Source organism: Pseudoalteromonas sp. D15MCD-2, assembly GCF_038562745.1.
Classification (GTDB): Bacteria; Pseudomonadota; Gammaproteobacteria; order Enterobacterales; family Alteromonadaceae; genus Pseudoalteromonas.
The window spans coordinates 693,473-710,656 of record NZ_JBCFQE010000002.1 but is presented as its reverse complement, the minus strand read 5'-3'; the positions used below and the strand labels follow the sequence as shown (position 1 = coordinate 710,656).

The 17,184-nt window shown below is 40.4% G+C and carries 17 protein-coding genes; 14 read left to right on the top strand and 3 right to left on the bottom strand.

Annotation, left to right across the window (positions count from 1 at the left end; translation table 11 throughout):
* Positions 1-1,117: 1,117 nt before the first annotated feature.
* Complete coding sequence (locus AADY36_RS19955) at positions 1,118-4,189, bottom strand: efflux RND transporter permease subunit (protein WP_342409572.1); 3,072 nt, start codon at positions 4,187-4,189, stop codon at positions 1,118-1,120.
* Complete coding sequence (locus AADY36_RS19950; RefSeq protein WP_054562370.1) at positions 4,189-5,274, bottom strand: efflux RND transporter periplasmic adaptor subunit; 1,086 nt, start codon at positions 5,272-5,274, stop codon at positions 4,189-4,191. The genes AADY36_RS19955 and AADY36_RS19950 overlap by 1 nt, the downstream gene beginning before the upstream one ends.
* 117 nt (positions 5,275-5,391) lie before the next feature.
* Here AADY36_RS19950 and AADY36_RS19945 point away from each other — a divergent pair, with 117 nt between their 5' ends.
* Both AADY36_RS19945 and AADY36_RS19940 read left to right on the top strand, forming a co-directional pair.
* Positions 5,392-6,303 (top strand): LysR family transcriptional regulator, encoded by a 912-nt coding sequence (locus tag AADY36_RS19945; protein ID WP_055021070.1) that lies wholly within the window; start codon positions 5,392-5,394, stop codon positions 6,301-6,303.
* Positions 6,287-6,595 carry an MGMT family protein gene (locus AADY36_RS19940; protein ID WP_054562368.1) on the top strand — a complete coding sequence of 103 codons (309 nt, stop codon included), beginning with the start codon at positions 6,287-6,289 and terminating at the stop codon, positions 6,593-6,595. Before AADY36_RS19945 ends, AADY36_RS19940 begins: the two co-directional genes overlap by 17 nt.
* On the opposite strand, the gene trhA is transcribed toward AADY36_RS19940, so the two are convergent.
* Positions 6,592-7,221, bottom strand: a complete 630-nt coding sequence (trhA, locus tag AADY36_RS19935) for a PAQR family membrane homeostasis protein TrhA (RefSeq protein ID WP_342409571.1) — start codon at positions 7,219-7,221, stop codon at positions 6,592-6,594. The two genes, AADY36_RS19940 and trhA, sit on opposite strands and share 4 nt — an antisense overlap.
* A 258-nt stretch (positions 7,222-7,479) precedes the next feature.
* On the opposite strand from trhA, the gene AADY36_RS19930 reads away from it, so the two are divergent.
* The 12 genes from AADY36_RS19930 to AADY36_RS19875 all read left to right on the top strand — a co-directional run bounded on the left by AADY36_RS19930 (position 7,480) and on the right by AADY36_RS19875 (position 17,133).
* On the top strand, positions 7,480-7,758 hold the full coding sequence (locus AADY36_RS19930) for a hypothetical protein (protein ID WP_054562366.1): 279 nt from the start codon (positions 7,480-7,482) through the stop codon (positions 7,756-7,758).
* Between the two features lie 220 nt (positions 7,759-7,978).
* Positions 7,979-8,557 (top strand): LON peptidase substrate-binding domain-containing protein, encoded by a 579-nt coding sequence (locus AADY36_RS19925; RefSeq protein ID WP_055021069.1) that lies wholly within the window; start codon positions 7,979-7,981, stop codon positions 8,555-8,557.
* A gap of 62 nt (positions 8,558-8,619) precedes the next feature.
* Complete coding sequence (locus AADY36_RS19920; RefSeq protein ID WP_054562364.1) at positions 8,620-9,243, top strand: sigma-70 family RNA polymerase sigma factor; 624 nt, start codon at positions 8,620-8,622, stop codon at positions 9,241-9,243.
* A complete protein-coding gene (locus tag AADY36_RS19915; RefSeq protein WP_342409570.1) occupies positions 9,236-9,886 on the top strand; it encodes a ChrR family anti-sigma-E factor in 651 nt (216 codons plus the stop codon). Before AADY36_RS19920 ends, AADY36_RS19915 begins: the two co-directional genes overlap by 8 nt.
* Before the next feature lie 10 nt (positions 9,887-9,896).
* Positions 9,897-10,850: a YbgA family protein gene (locus AADY36_RS19910; protein ID WP_054562362.1), complete on the top strand. Its 954-nt coding sequence runs from the start codon at positions 9,897-9,899 to the stop codon at positions 10,848-10,850.
* A complete protein-coding gene (gene phrB, locus AADY36_RS19905; RefSeq protein WP_054562361.1) occupies positions 10,850-12,241 on the top strand; it encodes a deoxyribodipyrimidine photo-lyase in 1,392 nt (463 codons plus the stop codon). Before AADY36_RS19910 ends, phrB begins: the two co-directional genes overlap by 1 nt.
* Before the next feature lies 1 nt (position 12,242).
* On the top strand, positions 12,243-12,689 hold the full coding sequence (locus tag AADY36_RS19900) for a nuclear transport factor 2 family protein (RefSeq protein ID WP_054562360.1): 447 nt from the start codon (positions 12,243-12,245) through the stop codon (positions 12,687-12,689).
* Complete coding sequence (locus AADY36_RS19895) at positions 12,689-13,399, top strand: SDR family NAD(P)-dependent oxidoreductase (RefSeq protein ID WP_054562359.1); 711 nt, start codon at positions 12,689-12,691, stop codon at positions 13,397-13,399. Before AADY36_RS19900 ends, AADY36_RS19895 begins: the two co-directional genes overlap by 1 nt.
* Complete coding sequence (locus tag AADY36_RS19890) at positions 13,396-14,652, top strand: NAD(P)/FAD-dependent oxidoreductase (RefSeq protein ID WP_342409569.1); 1,257 nt, start codon at positions 13,396-13,398, stop codon at positions 14,650-14,652. Before AADY36_RS19895 ends, AADY36_RS19890 begins: the two co-directional genes overlap by 4 nt.
* Entirely contained in the window at positions 14,645-15,394 is a 750-nt protein-coding gene (locus AADY36_RS19885) for a DUF1365 domain-containing protein (protein WP_054562357.1), read from the top strand. Before AADY36_RS19890 ends, AADY36_RS19885 begins: the two co-directional genes overlap by 8 nt.
* 4 nt (positions 15,395-15,398) lie before the next feature.
* Entirely contained in the window at positions 15,399-16,661 is a 1,263-nt protein-coding gene (locus AADY36_RS19880) for an SAM-dependent methyltransferase (protein WP_054562356.1), read from the top strand.
* Entirely contained in the window at positions 16,639-17,133 is a 495-nt protein-coding gene (locus AADY36_RS19875; RefSeq protein ID WP_342409568.1) for a DUF2878 family protein, read from the top strand. The genes AADY36_RS19880 and AADY36_RS19875 overlap by 23 nt, the downstream gene beginning before the upstream one ends.
* Positions 17,134-17,184 lie beyond the last annotated feature (51 nt).

The following is a 17,184-nucleotide window of genomic DNA, read 5'->3' as shown; positions in this document are numbered from 1 at the left end:
CACTTTAAACAAACCTTTTGGCAGCTTAGAGCATACTTGCTAAGGTAATCTCACTGATAGGTTGATTTATTGAATAAAGCTGGCGCTAATTCTAGGTAGTTAGTGTTGATATTTGGGTAGGCTGTACTGGTTTTATCTGCATAGTATTTTTTAAAAGGTTGTTGATGGTTTGAATCAGGTGAAAAAATAAATGTTATTTACTTTTCTTGTAATCTCATTTTTGGGATTTATATATTTTAAGTTATTTGCGAGGAAAAGAAGTGGGCTTGCGACTTGGCTATTTTATATTTCTACCGTCATTTTTGGCGTCTTTTCGATGAATATCTATATGGAGAGTGAAGAAATGTTTTATCTTGGAGTTCTCTCTTTTTTTATCTTCGTAATTACTATTTATTTGATGAGTGTGAGAATAAAAAATAAGTAAAAGCGCGTCTTTCCATTTATCATATATTACCTTTTAAAAAGCTATCAAGCACAGTTAACCTCAGTAGAACTGATGAGCATTTGCTGACATTTGCAGTACAATCAGTGCCATTAGTTAAACAGACAGCCACTTTATTCACAACCATAGCTAGACCACCATAAATGGACACCCACTTTAAAGATAGTCATTAAACAGACACTCACTTTATTTAAAACCACAACCAGAACATCAAAAATGGACACCCACTTTAAATGGACATCCACTTTAAAAGTAACTAGACACCCACCTTAAATAACAAAATACTTATGCTAGACACAGGCGAGCTCTCGGCATCCGACTTTACCGAGAATAATAAATAAGTTAAAAATTGATAGCTGACCAATTTTCACGACTAATAAACAGGGTTATCAATGGCTAGCTTTCAGAATGCATTTATCTTTATTGCATCCCTATTGTTTGTTGGTTATGGGGTGTTGGGGTTATTAACGAATAAAATTCGTGTAGGTAGCCGAAGTTATACAGGGAGCATTAGCACCATTTATAAGCACCAAGTACCAGTGCGCTTTTATTTTTGGTGTTGTTTATTTTTATTTGCTGGCTGTGGAGGATTTTATTACCTTTTAAAATAATAGGTAATAAAGAAAAAGCCCTAACAGTTTGCTGTTAGGGCTTTAGGTTGAGAGTCAACCTGTATTAATTAGCGTGACGCTGTTTAGGTACTTTGATCTTAAACAGCATGGTATAAAGCACAGGCACAACAATCAGTGTCAGCACTGTCGCAAAACCAAGACCAAACATAATGGTTACCGCCATTGACTGGAAGAACACGTCAAATAGCAGTGGGATCATGCCTAAGATGGTGGTAATTGCAGCCATCGCTACAGGACGAACACGGCTTACACCAGAGTCGAATACTGCTTTGTAAGGGTCTTTACCACTATCGAGTTCAAGATTAATTTGATCAACTAATACAATGCCGTTTTTGATGAGCATACCGCTTAAGCTCAGTAAGCCGAGCAGTGCCATAAAGCTAAATGCTGCATTCATTAGTAATAAACCAGCAGATACACCCACAATGGCTAGTGGCACTGTTGCCCAAATCACTAAAGGCTTTTTAACTGAATTGAACAGCAATACAGTTATAGCGAACATGGCTAAGTAACCTAGCGGTAATGAGCCGAAAATAGCTTTTTGCGCATCTGTTGATGACTCATATTCGCCGCCCCATTGCAACTCATAGCCACGAGGTAGCTCAATAGCTTCAATGGCTTTGCGAACACGTGCAAATAGCTTCGCTGGAGTTTCATCGCCAATAACATCGTGGTCGGCCATTACAGTGATGGTGCGCTTACGGTCACGTCGCATGATCAAGCTGTCTTCCCACTCAACAACAAAATCATCAACCACTTGTGTCACCGGTACAAATACACCTAACACTGGGCTGTAAATTTGTAAGTCACGTAAGCTTTCAACGTTTAAGCGCTCTTCTGCAGGTGAGCGAGCAATAATTGGTAGCATTTGCGTGCCGTCTTTATAAACGCCCACTTGTTTACCCGATAAGCTAGTTAAAAGCAGTTGATCAAGGTCAGATTTAGCAATCCCTAAACGACGGGCTTTTTGCTCGTTAAATTGCGGACGAATTAACTTCGAGCGAGCACGCCAATCGTCACGGATATTAAATGCCCCCGCATCTTGATGCAGAATGTCTTTTGCCTCTTTTGCTAATTGGCGAAGTACCACAGGATCAGCACCAGAAAAACGCGCTTCAATTTTTGCATCTGTTGATGGACCAATTTCCATACGTTTAACTTTAAGCTGAGCATCAAGTACATGTTCGTGTTGGTAATCGCGTACCTTTTTTATCATGATTGTAACAGCTTCGCGGTCTTTTACTCGAATAATCAATTGCCCATAGGCTGGGTATGATTTTTCAGGTGCGTAAGTCAGCATGAAACGCGGTGCACCTTGACCAACCGTTGTGGTTATTTCTTCAACCAGTGGGTCGGCTTGTAAGAATTTTTCGAGCTTTGCAACACCATCCATAGTGGTATGAATATCAGCGCCTTGCGTATGCCAATAATCAACATAAAACATAGGGGTATTCGATGCTGGGAAGAACGATTGCTTGATAAATTTAAAGCCATAAACTGAGCTAACAAGCAGGATCACCATCAGCAGTAGCGTAGTTTTACGGTACCGCATTGCTGTATGCAACACGCCTTTATAAACATTAAAAATAACACCTTGATAAGGGTCTTCATCGTGATGCGGCTGTTTTTCAGTGGCTTGTTTAAACATTAAATCAGCGAAGAAAGGCGTTAAAGTAATGGCTGTGATCCAGCTTAGTAACAATGAAATAAACAACACCCAGAACAAGCTGCCAGCAAACTCACCACTGGCATCTGAACTCAAGCCAATCGGCGCAAAGGCAGTAATAGCAATAACCGTAGCACCCAGTAATGGCCACTTGGTTTGATTAACAATGTTAGTCGCCGCTTGCAGTTTTGTTTGTCCGCGCTTGAGGTTTATTAATATGCCTTCGGTAACCACAATGGCATTATCAACCAGCATCCCTAAGGCTATAATCAAGGCACCTAATGAGATCCGCTGTAAATCAATGGCAAATAACTTCATGAAAATGAAGGTACCTAGTACGGTCAGTAGAAGTATTACACCAATCAATACTCCGCTCTTAAAGCCCATGAAGACTAAAAGCACGATTATAACAATAGCAACGGCTTCAAGCAGGCTGATAATAAAGCCACTTACTGACTTTTCAACTTCGGCAGGTTGGTTATAAACGCTGTTTATTTCCATACCATGTGGTCGTTGATATTCAAGTGACGCTAAATGGGCATCAATATTTGCACCTACATCAACAACGTTAACGCCTGTGCTAAATGACACGCCAACCAGTAATGCTTGTTGCTGGTTATAGCGAATAATATTGTTAGGGACTTCGGCGTACTCACGAAAAACGGTAGCAACATCACCCAAGTAAATAAGCTCATTTTCACCTGGTTTTGAAATGAGTAGGTTTTCGAGCTCTTTTACGTCTTTAAATTCACCGGTTGGGTGTAAGCGAATTGATTCATCGCCAACGCGCACTTTACCTGCGTTCGACACGCTATTTTGAGTTTGTAAAAGCTGATAAATACGATTAGGCGAAATACCTAACTGGGCAAGTTTGCGGGTTGAAATCTCAACCATGACTTGTGCTTGTTGCTCACCACCCACGGTTACTTTACTAACGCCATCGACTAAAACCAGTTCACGTTTTAAATAATCAACGTAATCTTTAAGCTCATCGTAAGAATAACCATCACCAGTGACTGCATACATCACTCCGTATACATCACCAAAGTCATCCATAATTTTACTAGGATAAACACCAGAGGGCATCGACGATGCTTGATCATTGATTTTACGACGCAACTCATCCCATATTTGGCGTAAGTCTTGTTTACGATAATTGCTTTTCATCTCGACGGTAATTTGCGATTTACCCGGTGATGAAATACTGGTTACGTAATCAACATACGGTAGCTGTTGAATTGCATTTTCAATAGGGAAGGTGACTTCTTCTTCAACCTGCTGTGGTGACGCGCCCGGATAAAGGGTGATCACCATGGCTTTTTTTAGGGTGAATTCAGGATCTTCTAGTTGTCCTAAGCCAAAGTAAGCGACGGTTCCACCAATCAGTAAAAACAGCGCGAACATCCAGCTAATGACTTTTCTTTCAATAGCGAGTGCAGCAAAGCTCATTATAAGCCTCGCTCTTTTTGCCATGGACGCACTTTCATGCCTTCTTCTAAAAAGTGCACACCAGCAGCCACAACGATTTGCCCTTCTTTGATACCTGAGAGTACTTCAATGCCATCACGGTGTAATTGGCCAACTTCAACAGCTTGCTTGTGCACTAAACCTGTGTTTTCGTCATAAAGCCACACATAGCTGTTGTTGTTTTCAGACTCAGTAGGTTCTGAGAATACCGCCTCAACAGGCAGTAATGTATAAGGTGACTGTGAGCTGGTGATTTTGCTTAAGTCTATATCAACGCGGCCAGTCATACCGGCAAGTAGATTAAAATCTTCTGGCACAGGTAATGAAAACACAACTTTATACGTTAAAGTAATTGGGTCGGCTTGGGTATCAAACTCTTTAATGGTTAATTGATATGACTTGTTTGGGTAACCATCAAATACAACTTCTGGTTGGTAATGTACGTCTTTATCGATACGTGCAATGAGCTTTTCAGGTACTTGAATAACCACATCCATCAGGTCGCGGGTTTCAAGGCGAAGAATGTTTTGTTTTGCTTGAATATTTTCAAAGTTTTTCACAAACACCTTTGCCACAGTACCAGCGAACGGCGCGCGTAATTCACTATTATCTAGGTTGGTTTTGGCAATTTTTAGCGCTGACTCAGCAACCTGTTTATTGGCAAGGGCTTGGTCTAACTCAGATTGACTGGCAATGGAGCGATTAAAAAGCTTTTGCACACGCTCAAGTTGAGACGCAGCAAGTTCAAAACGTGCTTTACGCTCTTCATACTGCAGTTGAAAATCTTCAGGATCCAGTTTTGCTAAAAGCTCTCCTTTTTCAACGTGTTGGCCCGCAAGAGCAGGGAACTCAAGTAACTCACCATTTACTCTAAAAGCGAGATAAGAACCTTGGTTAGCAACAACTTCAGCAGGAAAGCTGCGAATGCTTTGTTCTGAATTATTGCCAATATTAAAAAGTTTAACAGGACGTACTACCGGCTCTGCTTCATCTTGCTGTGCTTGCTCTGAACATGCCGCAAGAAGCAAAAACATGCTGCTCATTAACGCGGCGGTTGCCAATCTCATTGTCTTCTCCATAGATAAGAAAGCATAAATTTGCTGCAGGATACGCTGCAAAGATATAAAATAAAAATTATTAAATTTTAGAAACAGCATAAATTTTATTTATATAGTTTGCCATTAATGAATTTAAATCAATTAATCATTCTAGATGCTATTGTGCAAAGCTCTAGTTTGAGCCAAGCCGCACTTAAATTGCATAAGACTCAACCAGCGCTCACGTTAGCTATTAAGAAGCTAGAATCAGAGCTAGGGTTTGAGTTACTAGACCGAAGCCAATACAGGTTACATTTAACTGAGAAGGGCCGTATTTTTTATCGTGAGGCCAAGCAATTACTTAATGCAAACAGTGAGTTAAGCTCACTTGCTAAAGAGCTGGCACTAGGTAATGAAGCCAATTATAAAATTTGTTACGAGCAACTTTGCCATCAAAATAGTTATAACCAAGTGATCAGCCAAACCTTCAAACGTTTTGCTAGTACTGAGTTTAGTATTTCTTCAGGTAAGCGCTTTGTATCTCTAGAGCAGGTTAATAGTCATCAGGCTGATTTAGGAATTGGCCCTTGGTTTGATTTGTTTCATGCAACAGGGGATCTCGAAAGTTTACCGATTGGTAAATTTGATATAGGTATAGTTAGCGCGCCTGATGTAGTGCCCAGTGAAATCAGTTTTGCAGATATTCAAAATTACCCGTGTTTAGCCATGTTTGAAAGTGACTTGAGTTTTGACAGTGATAGGCTTTCTTATACGCTAGGCTCTGCGTTAATGAAAATTGACGATATAACCAGTGTTAAGTCGTTTTTGCTCTCTGGTGCGGGCTGGGCAATGATCAGTTTGCAACATTGCCAAGCGGAAATTGACGCTGGTTTATTACAACAAATTAAAATTATCGATCGTGAACACCAGTTTGGTGCAGAAATTCGTGTATTTAGACAGCACTCGGTTCATCATGGCCCTGTTGCAAGAGCCATTTGGCAGGATTTTAGCGAGGTCAGTAAACAGTATTTGGAGTCGAGTCGTGCAGCAGGCAACTAAAGAAGATTTAATTTATACCATTATTTGTGCCATTCCTGAGGGGAAAGTTGCCAGTTATGGGCAAGTAGCAAAGCTTGCGGGATATCCTAATAACTCAAGGTTAGTGGGGCGGTTATTAAAAGTGATGCCCGAGGGCTCAAGCATTCCATGGCATCGGGTGGTTAATAGCCAAGGTAAAATATCGTTTCCAGAAGGCAGCAATAAACACCTTGAGCAACGACAAAAACTACTCAGTGAAGGTGTTACTTTTAATAAGGCTAAAATTAATATGCGCCTGCATCAATGGGACTAATAAACATACAAACTAATTGATAAGTAGTGACAAACACATCCAACTAGCACAAATACATGCCAAATTGCATGGCTGTAATGGCGGGTTTTAGCGCTGTAAAACACAGTGCCTAAACTGTAGGCAATCCCGCCAGCTAGCAGCCACCATAAAGCGCTTAAATCAAGGTTCAAATAAAGTGGATAAACAAGTGCTAATGCAAACCAGCCCATTAATAAATAGGTAGCGAGTGAGACCTTTTTATTCGTTTTTTTGACTAGTAATTTATATGCAACACCACCAAGCGCTAAAGTCCAAATAAACACCAAAGCAGCAATTGCCCAAGCCCCAGATAACGAAATAACCAAATAAGGCGTGTAGGTACCTGCAATAAGCAAGTAAATCGCACAGTGGTCACATTTTTTATAAATGGCTCGTATACGCTCTCTGGTACTGGCGTGATATAAGGTCGAGGCTAAAAATAATACCAGTAGGCTTGAGCCATACACGATGGCACTTACCGTAGCTGACACAGCTTTAGATTGTGAAACTAAGTCCCACAGTACATATACCGCAAACAGGACTCCCATGCCGTGAGTAAGCACGTTAAGTTGTTCTTCTTGGCGTGAATAAGGGAGTTGTTCTGTCATACTTATCTACTAAAAATGAGTGAATAAAACATTTTCAGTGTACAAGTGTGCGCTGAAAATGGCAATGCTTATTTTTTCGCTAAATATTGGTCAAAACATTTAAATTTGTTGGTTTTATTAACCAATACTGAATGAGCTTAAAAAATAAATTAATTTTTAATCTATTAAAAATCAATGGTTTAAAATTTATTTTCAGGGTGGCACAACCTTTGATTAAGTAATTACGACTAATTACTTAAAGAGACAAGGAATACCACTATGAATAACTCACTTAAATTAACTACTGCTGCGTTACTTGTATTAGGGTCAACTCAAGCAAGTGCTACTGACTTTGAATTAGATATCAGCAACACAATTACACAATCTGTTAAAAGCTATGTTCAACAAGCGAGTAACGAGCTGAAGGAAAGCGTAATGAACAGCATTGAGTTTGATGCTCAAAAGTTACTAGATACTTACATGAGTGAAGATGCAATTGCTTCGAAAGAAGAAGAGTTAAAAGTTGCTCAAGCTCCTAAAGCAACAAACAAGCAGTAAGGAAACAAGACAATGAGTAGTGAAATCAGCTTATTTTTACTTATGGTTGCACCGGTTTTGAGTTTACTCAGTGCATATGCATCTATCGAATTATTTCGTAACGTTGCACAATGGTTCAACTTCTAAGTTACAAAGTAGATATTAAGATTTCATGAAATATTGATCGGCGGATTAAAAGCGCACGTAATTAAAGGCATGTGGTTTTAGAATAGTAGACTTTATGAAGCGTGCGATTTTTCCTTTACCGGTTTTTATTTTACCTGAAGGGTTCACCAAGCTAAGAATTTTTGAGCAGCGTTACTTAACGATGGTCAAAGAAGCTGTACAAGATAACACTGGTTTTGTGCTGTGCACCTACCAACACGATACAGATCTTAACTTGCCCGAAATTGGTTGTTTAGTGCAAATAACCGACTTCAATCAAGATGATAATGGTCAATTATTAATTGATGTTTATGCTGAGCATGCAGTGTCTATGCATAACGCTTTTCAGGATAAGCAGCAACTTCGACATGCTGACATCGAAATAATTACGTCACCTTCATGGTACGTAAGCACGCCAATTAATGACGAAAACACTTTATTGAGTGACACACTTCGTGCTGTATTTGCAAATCAGCCGGATTTAGCAGGCCTATATAAAGCCCCACAATTCGATAACCTTGCATGGGTTGTTGCCCGTTGGCTTGAAATTTTGCCAATATCGTTAGTTAAAAAACAACAACTTGCTTATAAATCTAACTTTGAAAACTTGCTAAGTTTCCTCCATACTCTAATCAACAACGAATTTACTGATTAATGTGATCTAACATCAACTATTTGCCGTATTACTTTAAACGACAATAATTGGATGACATAAAGATGGTAAGTCAACAACTTCAAACAGGTTGTAAACCTAACACAGGTCAATACTCTGCCATGCCAGATACTCCAAGCAAAGAGCTTGCTGATGCTTTATTTGCTGTTGCTGAGCACCGTGATAAACGTGCGTTTGCAATACTTTTCCAATATTTCTCACCAAAAATTAAACGTTTTGGAATAAAGCAGTTCGGTTCTGAAGCACAAGCGATGGAATTAGTTCAAGAAACACTAACCTCAGTTTGGCGTAAAGCACACCTTTACCACAAAGAAAAAGGTGCAGCGACAACTTGGGTATACACAGTAATGCGTAATGCCTCTTTCGATATGCTAAGAAAAATGAAGAGCAGCAAAGAAGAGTGCATTAGTGAAGATATCTGGCCATTGATAGATGAAGCCGAGCCGGGCCAGCACGAATTCAGTGACCACTTAGAAGATAAACAGATCAAACAGTACCTTGATAAACTACCGCTTGCGCAACGTGAAGTTGTGCGCGGGGTGTACTTTCAAGATATGTCGCAAGAGCAGCTTGCTGAACATTTAAATATTCCCGTAGGCACAGTGAAATCTCGTCTTCGCTTAGCCTTGCAGAAGTTACGCAATGAAATGGGAGATCACCATGATTAAGCACCATCCTAGCAACGAATTGCTTGCCAAGTTCAGTGAAGGTAATCTACCTGCCACTTTGAGTGTTGCAGTCGCTATTCATGTTGAAATGTGCCCTGTGTGTCAAAACGAACTCGCTGCGCTTGAAGCGAAAAATGCTGATAATGTTTTTACTGAATCAGCTACTGACTTGGATGATATGTTCGATAAAACACTTTTTGATGCCATCACCGCTGATGAATCAATTGATGAAGCGTACGAGCAAGAACAGGTGTCAGTTGATGTTAAAGATAAAACCTACACTTTACCTAGAGCACTTACACGCATTGGCCACAGCAATTTTATGCAAATAGGCAAACTTGCCCGCTCTCGTATTGATTTAGAAGATGGCCCATTACGAGCAAGCCTGCTTCATATTGATGCGGGTGGTGAAATACCTGAGCACACTCATACTGGATTTGAGCTCACTTTATTATTAGATGGGGAGTTTAGTGATGAAGACGGACACTATGTACCGGGTGACTTTATGATGTTAGATGGTCGTCACAATCACACACCTAAAACGATTGAAGGGTGCTTGTGCTTTACAGTTGTTAGTAGTGCCCTACACTTCAATAAAGGTATTAGTAAATTACTGAACCCAATTGGTAATCTTATCTATTAGTAGAGTTTATATGCAGCAATCGACAATTAAAATTGGTTTAAGCGCCTGCTTAGCAGGCGACAAAGTTCGCTTTGACAGCGGGCACAAAAAATCTAATTTTTGCATGGATGAGTTGGCTAACCATGTTGAATATAAAAAGTTTTGTCCTGAAGTAGCGGTAGGCCTGCCAATCCCTCGACCAACTATTCGTCAAGTGCGTGTTGGCGATACTATTAAAGTGTGCCGCCCAGATGGCACTGGCGATGTTGGCCCTAAATTAACAGAATACGGTAAACGTGTTGCGACAGAGCAAACTGCAGATTTAAGCGGCTTTGTATTTTGTGCCAAAAGCCCTAGTTGCGGAATGGAACGTATTAAAATCTACAACGAAGCGGGAACGGGCAATACCTCAGAAGGTATCGGCTTTTTTGCAGAGCAAATAATGGCACATAACCCATTGTTACCTTGCGAAGAAAACGGTCGTTTAAATGATATGCACCTTCGCGAAAACTTTGTAATGCGTGTTTATACCTATAAGCACTGGCAAACATTAAGCGAACAACCACTCACAGTACATAGATTGACTCAGTTTCATGCCCAATATAAGTACTTATTGATGGCTCATAACTACGAAGCTTACCGTAGCTTAGGAAATCTGCTTGGTACTTTTGATGGCGAAGATATCCAAACTTTGGCTGATGAATATATTTTGGGGTTAATGACAGCCCTTAAAAAACCAGCTTCACGTAAAAATAACGCTAATACATTAATGCACTTGCAAGGTTATTTTAAAAAATCGCTTTCTAAGATTGAAAAGCAAGAACTACGTGATGCCATCGATGAATATCGCCAAGGGTTAGTGCCACTTTACGTACCTCTTACGTTAATTAAGCATCATTTAAAAGTGCACCCAAACGAGTATCTTGCTAAGCAAGTGTATCTTGACCCCTATCCGAACGAATTAAAACTACGCTACGGAATTTAATGAATACATTATTTTGGTTTAGGCGCGATCTGCGCCTTTTTAATAACGACGCTTTGTATCAGGCAATCGAAAATGGTTGCAGAAATGCGGTATTTTTTATTACTGAAAAGCAATGGCAAAAGCATGATGTGGCTGATATTCAGCTAGATTTATTAAAGCGTAGGCTTAGCTTCTTGGGGAAGCTTTTAGCAAGTAAAGGTATTGAATTACATATTATTGATGCAGCTGATTACGCCGGTTGTGTTGAAAAATTAGCGTCATTTTGCGAGCAACACCAAGTAAAAAATGTATACGCTAACAACGAATATGAGCTTAATGAAGTAAACCGAGATAATGCCTTTTTACAGTACGCTGATAGTAAAGGGATTGCTTTTTGCGCATACGACGGCGATGTAATTGCGCCGCCAGGGAGTATCAAGAATCAAAGCGGCGAAATGTTTAAAGTATTCACGCCATTTAAAAATGCATGGCTAAAAGTTTATCAAGACACCCACTTTTATTTTGCTGAGCCGCCAGAGATGTTCGAGCCCATTGAGTGGCAGCCAAGTGAGTTATTAGCCTCAGACGGCAACTCAGAAAAGTGGCCTGTCGATGATGAAACGCTCAGCCACGTTTGCGCGCGCTTTATTGAAGAGAAGCTAGCAACATATCAAGACCAGCGTGATATCCCAAGCATTAAAGGCACTTCAGGTTTAAGCCCTTACTTAGCACTTGGCATTATTAGCGTTCATCAACTATTGGCACTGATCCAGCAGCGCCACCCAGATGTACTGCGAAGTAGTAAAAGTAACTTGTTTTGTTGGGTTAACGAACTGATTTGGCGTGAGTTTTACCGTCATCTTATCGCTATCTATCCAAATCTAAATAAATACGATAACTTTAATGAGAAATACAACGCCGTGAAGTGGCGTGATGATGAAAGCGACTTTAAAGCATGGTGCGAAGGTAAAACAGGCTACCCGTTAGTCGATGCTGCAATGAGGCAGCTACTGCAAACTGGCTGGATGCATAACCGTTTACGCATGGTGGTCGCGAGCTTTTTAACTAAGCACTTATTAATTGATTGGCGTAAAGGCGAACGCTTTTTTATGCAGCATCTCATAGACGGCGACCTTGCATCTAACAACGGTGGCTGGCAATGGGCTGCAAGTACGGGGTGTGATGCTCAGCCGTATTTTCGAATTTTTAATCCTATCACCCAAAGCGAGCGATTTGATCCAGATGGTGAATTTATCCGTAAATATTTACCAGAGCTGGAAAAAATACCTGCTAAACAAATCCATTTTCCGCATGATTATTTAGCGAAACAGGGTAAGTCGAGCAGTTATTGGCCAGCAATTGTTGATCATAAAGCCGCGCGAGAGCGAGCGCTAAACGCATTTAAGGTGTGACATGGACAAGGCGATCCTTGATAGGTTTATTGATGTTTATCAATCACTCAATAAAGACAATTTACAGTTACTGGATGAAATTTATCACCCAGATATCCAGTTTGCAGATCCTTTGCATGCAGTAAATGGTCTTGGGGAGCTGCGTGACTATTTCAAAAACCTCTACGCCAATGTGCTTTCTTGTGAATTCGCTATCGAAGACAGCTATGTTACTGAAAATATTCAGAGCAAAGACGACACCGCTTTTATCTATTGGACCATGTATTATCGCCATCCAAAGCTAAACAAAGGCAAAGCAATCTCGGTTGCGGGTCATAGCCGTTTAAAATTTGCTAGCAATAAAATAATTAATCACCGCGATTATTTTGATGTAGGCGCTATGCTTTATAGGCATATTCCAGTGCTTGGCTCGGCTGTGAAATACATCGATAAAAGAGCGAGTGCATAATGACGACATTAATTACAGGTGCTACCTCAGGTATTGGCGAGTCATTAGCAAAGCTTTATGCAGACAATAATGAACAGGTCATTGCATGCGGTAGAAATACAGAAAAGCTTGCTAAATTGAGCCAGCATCAAAATATAGAGTCTTGCCAGTTTGACGCAACCGACCTTCAAGATATTCGTTCGAGCACAGTGGCTTATACACAATTTGACCGGGTTATTCTCAATGCTGGCAATTGTGAATACATTGATGATGCTCGCAATTTTGACAGCAGTTTGTTTGAGCGGGTGATCACGACCAACTTGCTCAGTATGGGCTATTGCCTGGAGGCGTTATTACCAAAAATAAAGCCCGGTGGTCAGCTTGTAATCGTAAGCTCTAGTGTGACTTATTTACCCTTACCACGCAGCCAAGCATATGGTGCGTCTAAAGCCGGTGTAAGTTATTTAGCCAATAGCTTGGCGGTTGATTTAAAAGATATCGATGTCACTTTAGTTCACCCAGGTTTTGTTAAAACGCCGCTTACAGACAAAAATGACTTTCCAATGCCAATGGCGGTGAGTGCAGAAAAAGCGGCAAATTATATTTATAAAGGGGTCGCGAAAAGGCGCAAAGAAGTGCACTTTCCGCACCGTTTTACCTTCATTTTAAAATTTTTAAGAATGCTTCCTACGCCACTTTGGCTGAAGCTTGCAAAAGGATTATCACGTTGAAAAAAGTGGCTGTTATTGGATCTGGCATAGCGGGTTTAAGCTGTGCGCACCTATTGCATAAGCACTACGATGTAACCGTATTTGAGAAAAACGACTACATAGGTGGCCATACTGCAACCATAGACGTAAAAGTTGATGGCGTTGAGTACGCTGTTGATACAGGCTTTATTGTCTTTAACGACCGAACTTACCCATATTTTGAAAAACTACTTAAGCGCTTGGGTGTTGAGCGTCAGAAAACGCAAATGAGCTTTAGTGTGCATAACGAACAAACCGGCTTTGAATATAACGGCCATACTTTTTGGAGTTTGTTCGCACAAAAGCGCAATATCTTTCGCCCTAAATTCTGGAAACTTTTAAAAGACATTGTGCGCTTTAATGATGTGTGTAAATCATTACATGCTGAAAAAAATTATAAAGCAAATCAAACTCTAGGCGAGTTTTTAGACGAGCATGACTTTAACGAGTTCTTTCGTTTTCATTATATCTTGCCGATGGGCGCTGCTATTTGGTCTACAAGCATTAAAGAGATGGCACAAGTTGGCGTAGAGTTTTTTGTTAAGTTTTTTTATAACCACGGTTTGTTGGATATCACTAATCGCCCGCAGTGGTATGTTATTCCGGGTGGCTCTCGCGAATACATTAAACCTATGATCCAAGGTTTTGCTGATAAAATTCGTTTAAATAGTAATATCAGCTCGGTATCTCGAAAAGATGATAGTGTGCATGTCCATTTCGATGATGGTCATAGTGAAACATTCGACAAAGTTGTGTTTGCTTGTCACTCAGATCAAGCTTTAAAGCTGTTATTAGACCCTAGCGAAGACGAAAAAAGCGTTCTCTCAGCGATACCTTATACGGCTAATTCAGTGGTACTACACACTGATACTACACTGCTACCTAAACGCAAAGCCGCATGGGCGAGCTGGAATTATCTGTTAAATAACAACACAGACAAAGCCGCAGTGGTGACTTATCAGATGAATATTCTGCAAGGCATCAAAAGCGACACGCAATTTTGTGTCACGCTTAACCACCTTGATGGCATTAAAAAAGACAAAATTTTACGCGAGTTTACCTATCATCATCCGGTATTTAATAAGCAGTCGATTGCCGCTCAGCAGCAAAAGTCTCTTATAGACGGTAAAAATAACAGCTATTTTTGCGGTGCGTACTGGTACAACGGCTTCCACGAAGACGGTGTAAGAAGTGCTGTGAATGTGGCAAAGCAACTCGGAGTCGAGTTTGAATAGCGCCATATATGTAGGTGATGTTCGCCACAGGCGCTTTGCCGTCAAAGAGCATCACTTTAAGTACCCGCTTTATATGATGTGGGTCGATTTAGCTAAGCCTTATGAACTTAATGGTGTTCATCCTTGGCTTGGCTTAAGTGGTTTTAAGGCGCTTAAATTTAATCAGAGCGACTATTTTAATTATCAAACCGATATGCAGTTGCCACTCAAGCAGCGTGCACTTAACAAAATTAAAGAGCTTGGCATTGACGATGAATTTACCCATGTTTTTATGCTCGGACAGGTGCGCTGTTTAGGAATTTATTTTAGCCCGGTTAATTTTTTCTTCTTTCAAACTGGTCATGGCGATTTCACTCACATGCTTGCTGAAGTGAGCAATACGCCTTGGAATGAGCGTCATTATTATGTCGTACCCCTTGAAAAAAAAGTGAACTTTAAAAAGGTTTTCTCCGTATCACCTTTCATGAACTTAGATATGAACTATCATTGGCATATTAGAATGAATTCTGATAACACCATGATTCATATTGAAAATAAAAAAGACGACACTCTTTTGTTTGATGCAACCCTGCGTTTGCAAAAGCAGCCTCTCACGAAAGAGCAGGTTAGCGCCGTGCTTAAACAGTTTCCGGCTATGACGTTAAGTATTTTTAAAGGTATTTACCTTCATGCTTTGAAGTTGTTTTGCAAACGTGTGCCATTTATTGGCCACTCGGGCAAACAAGAGAATTCAACTAGGTGATGTGATGGAAAAAGTATCAAATTTAACACAAGCCCAAACGACCGGCTGGATGACAAAGCTTTATAAAAAACTGGTAATAGGTGCATTCAACAGTATCAATGTAGGTTGCATTACCCTAAAAGAGGGTAACCAAAAAGAGCAATTCGGTGACATTACAAGTGATTTACACGCAACGGTCACGGTAAATGATGCTGCTATGTATAAGTCATTTGCGTTATCTGGCAGTGTGGGGGCCGGAGAGGCTTATATTCTTGGCTATTGGGATTGTGACAACCTCACTAAACTTATTGAAATATTTGCTCTTAATCAAGATCAGCTAGATGCATTCGAGAAAAAATTCGCCTTTTTGAGTGGCATTGTGCACCGAGTTAATCACATTAAAAATAAAAACTCAGCAAGCGGTTCAAAAAAGAACATTGCGGCGCACTATGATTTAGGCAACGACTTATATAGTGCATTTTTAAGTGACGAAATGTTGTATTCATGTGCTGTTTACCCTTCAAAACAAGCTAGCCTTGAACAGGCCCAAGAGCACAAACTAGCATTGATTTGTGAGCAGGTTGATTTACAACCAGGTGATTCGGTGATTGAGATTGGCACAGGGTGGGGCGCCTTTGCGATTTATGCAGCAACACATTTTGATTGCCATGTAACAACGACCACCATTTCTGATGAGCAATATGCCTATGTTGAACAAAAGGTTAAAGAGCTTAACCTTGAGCATAAAATTACTTTATTAAAGCAGGATTACCGCCTCTTAGAGGGCAAGTACGATAAGCTTGTATCAATCGAAATGATTGAAGCTGTCGGTCATGAGTATTTGCCTGGCTTTTTTGCAAAATGTCAGTCTTTACTAAAAGACAGTGGTGCCATGCTTATTCAAGCAATCACCATAGCTGATCAGCGTTACAGCCACTACCTTAAAAATTCCGATTTCATTCAGCAGTACATCTTCCCGGGTGGTTGTTTGCCTTGCTTAGACGAAATGAATAAGCAAATAAAGCAGCAAACAGACATGGTTGTGCATAGTGTAAAAGATATTGGTGTTCACTATGCAAGAACACTGGCTGATTGGCGCGAGCGCTTTGTCGCTAGCTGGCCTGAAATAGATAAAGTCAAATTTGACCAGCGATTCTATCGTTTATGGTTATTTTATTTAGCTTACTGTGAAGGTGCGTTTAGAACCCGTGCTATCAGTACAGTTCATTTAGTTGCCCGTAAACCTCGTTTTGGCCATTCTGGCGATGATATCGCGCTCGATTATTAATTTTGCTTTGTTTCAAGGAGTCTGGTTTATGGCCTTACTCCTTGAGCATAACTCTCTGATACCCGCTTTAGCTGTTGTCGCTTTGATGATTTACCTATCAAAGCAACGCCAGCAAGATAGTTGGCTACTATTATGTGGCTTGCCTCTCGCACTGGGCTATGAATGGCTTGCCAGCAGCTTAAACTTACTTGCCTTTAAAGTTAGCCCCTTTCCCTTATGGCTTGCTGTACTTTGGGCTGCACTACTTTTAACCATTAATACTTCGATGCAGTTTTTACAAAAGCTGCCTTGGTATATTGCTTGGGGAGTTTGCGCGTTATTTGCTCCTGCTAGTTACTACGCTGGAATGCGCTTTGGAGTGCTTAATACTGAGCTCGTTCTGTGGCAGTTTTGGCTCGTTTATGGTTTGGGTTGGGCAAGTATGTTTATGGCTATAATCGCTATTAATAGGCGATTTTTAACGGCTAAATGATCAGTTTTAGGTGGTTTTTCGTAGTGTTTGATAACACAACTTTAAGGATTA

Bases quoted from the DNA above. Each gene is read 5' to 3' on its own strand.
- AADY36_RS19900 (WP_054562360.1), top strand. From the start codon at position 12,243: ATGGACAAGGCGATCCTTGATAGGTTTATTGATGTTTATCAATCACTC.
- AADY36_RS19910 (WP_054562362.1), top strand. From the start codon at position 9,897: ATGCAGCAATCGACAATTAAAATTGGTTTAAGCGCCTGCTTAGCAGGC.
- AADY36_RS19955 (WP_342409572.1), bottom strand. From the start codon at position 4,189: ATGAGCTTTGCTGCACTCGCTATTGAAAGAAAAGTCATTAGCTGGATG.
- phrB (WP_054562361.1), top strand. From the start codon at position 10,850: ATGAATACATTATTTTGGTTTAGGCGCGATCTGCGCCTTTTTAATAAC.
- AADY36_RS19880 (WP_054562356.1), top strand. From the start codon at position 15,399: ATGGAAAAAGTATCAAATTTAACACAAGCCCAAACGACCGGCTGGATG.
- AADY36_RS19875 (WP_342409568.1), top strand. From the start codon at position 16,639: ATGATATCGCGCTCGATTATTAATTTTGCTTTGTTTCAAGGAGTCTGG.
- AADY36_RS19930 (WP_054562366.1), top strand. From the start codon at position 7,480: ATGAATAACTCACTTAAATTAACTACTGCTGCGTTACTTGTATTAGGG.
- AADY36_RS19895 (WP_054562359.1), top strand. From the start codon at position 12,689: ATGACGACATTAATTACAGGTGCTACCTCAGGTATTGGCGAGTCATTA.
- AADY36_RS19915 (WP_342409570.1), top strand. From the start codon at position 9,236: ATGATTAAGCACCATCCTAGCAACGAATTGCTTGCCAAGTTCAGTGAA.
- AADY36_RS19920 (WP_054562364.1), top strand. From the start codon at position 8,620: ATGGTAAGTCAACAACTTCAAACAGGTTGTAAACCTAACACAGGTCAA.
- trhA (WP_342409571.1), bottom strand. From the start codon at position 7,221: ATGACAGAACAACTCCCTTATTCACGCCAAGAAGAACAACTTAACGTG.
- AADY36_RS19950 (WP_054562370.1), bottom strand. From the start codon at position 5,274: ATGAGATTGGCAACCGCCGCGTTAATGAGCAGCATGTTTTTGCTTCTT.
- AADY36_RS19945 (WP_055021070.1), top strand. From the start codon at position 5,392: ATGAATTTAAATCAATTAATCATTCTAGATGCTATTGTGCAAAGCTCT.
- AADY36_RS19925 (WP_055021069.1), top strand. From the start codon at position 7,979: ATGAAGCGTGCGATTTTTCCTTTACCGGTTTTTATTTTACCTGAAGGG.